Genomic DNA, 1785 nt, shown 5'->3' with positions numbered 1-1785 from the left:
ATGTTTAAGAGATATAGAGTATTTATACTAATGAAAGAGGGTGAATGCCAAGGCATTTAGAGCTCATAGAGAGCTGCGCATCATGTTTGCCGCATGGAAACTCTGTGTCCTCTGTCGCTTGCGACCTACTCTATAAAACCACAAATCTCTTTTTCTCTTTATCTCTGTGGTTTAAATAATACCCTTATACATTGGGATTTATCACTTCAGAAACTTGAGTTTATAACTCCCCCCACAAAGATATCAACTCCAAAAATTTATTGCATTATGAAATCAATGTCAAAGGCACAGCTTGCTGAAGCAGCAGGCGTAAATATGAGAACATTCCAGAGGTGGCTGTCACGCCATAAAGACGAGCTCGTCGTGCTCGGTGTAAGACCCCGCGACAAGCTCCTGCCGCCAGTGGCAGTGAAATACATAGCCGAGCAGTATGGCATCGACCTGTAACTGCAAACAGACAGAAACAGACATATACAGACTTATACGGACAGTAACTGACAGTAACTGACAGAAACAGACAACGTCCCTCCAAAATGTCGTATCTTTGCAATGGAAATCAGATGAAACTCTCTTCCAGCGTTCTTTGACTTACTGCCACCCCCCAAACACTTTTTTAACTCAACTTTCGGAAGTTATTTTAAACCACAGAGTTTAAGAGATATAGAGTATTTATACTAATGAAAGAGGGTGAATGCCAAGGCATTTAGAGCTTATAGAGAGCTGCGCAAAACCTCTTTTCCTCTGTCGCTTGCGACCTACTCCATCAACAAAACCCCTCTTTTTCTCTTTATCTCTGTGGTTTAAATAATACCCTTCGTAGTTTTTTACCAAAGAGTTTAAGAGTTTAAGAGTACTTGTATAATGATAGAGGTTGAACCTCTTTTCCTCTTTATCTCTGTGGTTTAAATAAAACCCTTATACATAGAGAATTATCACATGCGAAACTTAAATATCTTATTGTTTAACCCCCTGCCGGGCACAGCCCCCTTGCTGTGTAAATACCAAGTCCCATACCGGCGATGGGCAACATCATGATCAATTATTCAGTTTGTCTCCTTCAAAACCAGATGAAAAAGGACGAAGCCCCTAAGGCCTACGCCAGAGCTCAGGTGAAGGAAGTAATGACGTTCCGTCAGTTTGTCGACCACATCGCCGAGCACGGCGGTCACAAGCGCGGACAAGTGAAAGGAGTACTTTCCGACACCTGCAGCTGCCTTGTAGAAGAGCTGCTCGAGGGCAAGAAGGTATTGCTCGACGAACTTGGCGACTTCTGGGTCTCCCTTTCCAGTGTAGGAGCCGAGAGCTGTGAGAAGTTCACCTCCAAGAACATCACCGGCGTCAACATTATCTTCACCCCAGGTGTAGACTTCGAGAACCTCATCGGCCGTGCCGAGTTCAATCTCGTGGCAAGCCGTGTAGCCCAGGCAGCCACTGTCAAGGCTGAGAAGATGGGATCTGACACCGTCGATCTCGCTGCAGCCAAGAACAAGGGCAACACCCCGTCTACCGACCCTTCTACCGACCCTTCTGACCCAGGCACTGGCACTGACCCAGACAATGGCGGTAGCTCAAGCGGCGGTGAAAGCGGCAGCGACGACCTCGGCCAGTAGTCTTTTCTTTTGAACGTGAATTGCCGTGAATTGACCGTGAATTTCCATACCTTAATTCCGCAACACTTTGATTTAAATTAATTTATAAGTTCCTGAGCAACAAAAAGTTGCCCAGGATTTTGCCGTGTCAGATTTTTTACTTATCTTAGTGTTGCAATTAGAAAACAAGCGAAAA

General features: G+C 45.0%; 2 protein-coding genes. Both read left to right on the top strand.

Translation table 11 applies throughout. The annotated features are described in order from the left end of the window. Positions 1-267: 267 nt before the first annotated feature. A complete protein-coding gene (locus CIK98_RS07960) occupies positions 268-447 on the top strand; it encodes a hypothetical protein (protein ID WP_094383719.1) in 180 nt (59 codons plus the stop codon). Positions 448-1031: 584 nt separating this feature from the next. Then, positions 1032-1610 carry an HU family DNA-binding protein gene (locus CIK98_RS07955; RefSeq protein WP_094383720.1) on the top strand — a complete coding sequence of 193 codons (579 nt, stop codon included), beginning with the start codon at positions 1032-1034 and terminating at the stop codon, positions 1608-1610. Positions 1611-1785 lie beyond the last annotated feature (175 nt).

The organism is Prevotella sp. P2-180 (assembly GCF_002251435.1).
Taxonomy (GTDB): domain Bacteria; phylum Bacteroidota; class Bacteroidia; order Bacteroidales; family Bacteroidaceae; genus Prevotella.
Note: the sequence above shows the minus strand (reverse complement) of the source record. Positions and strands in the feature narration are given on the sequence as shown.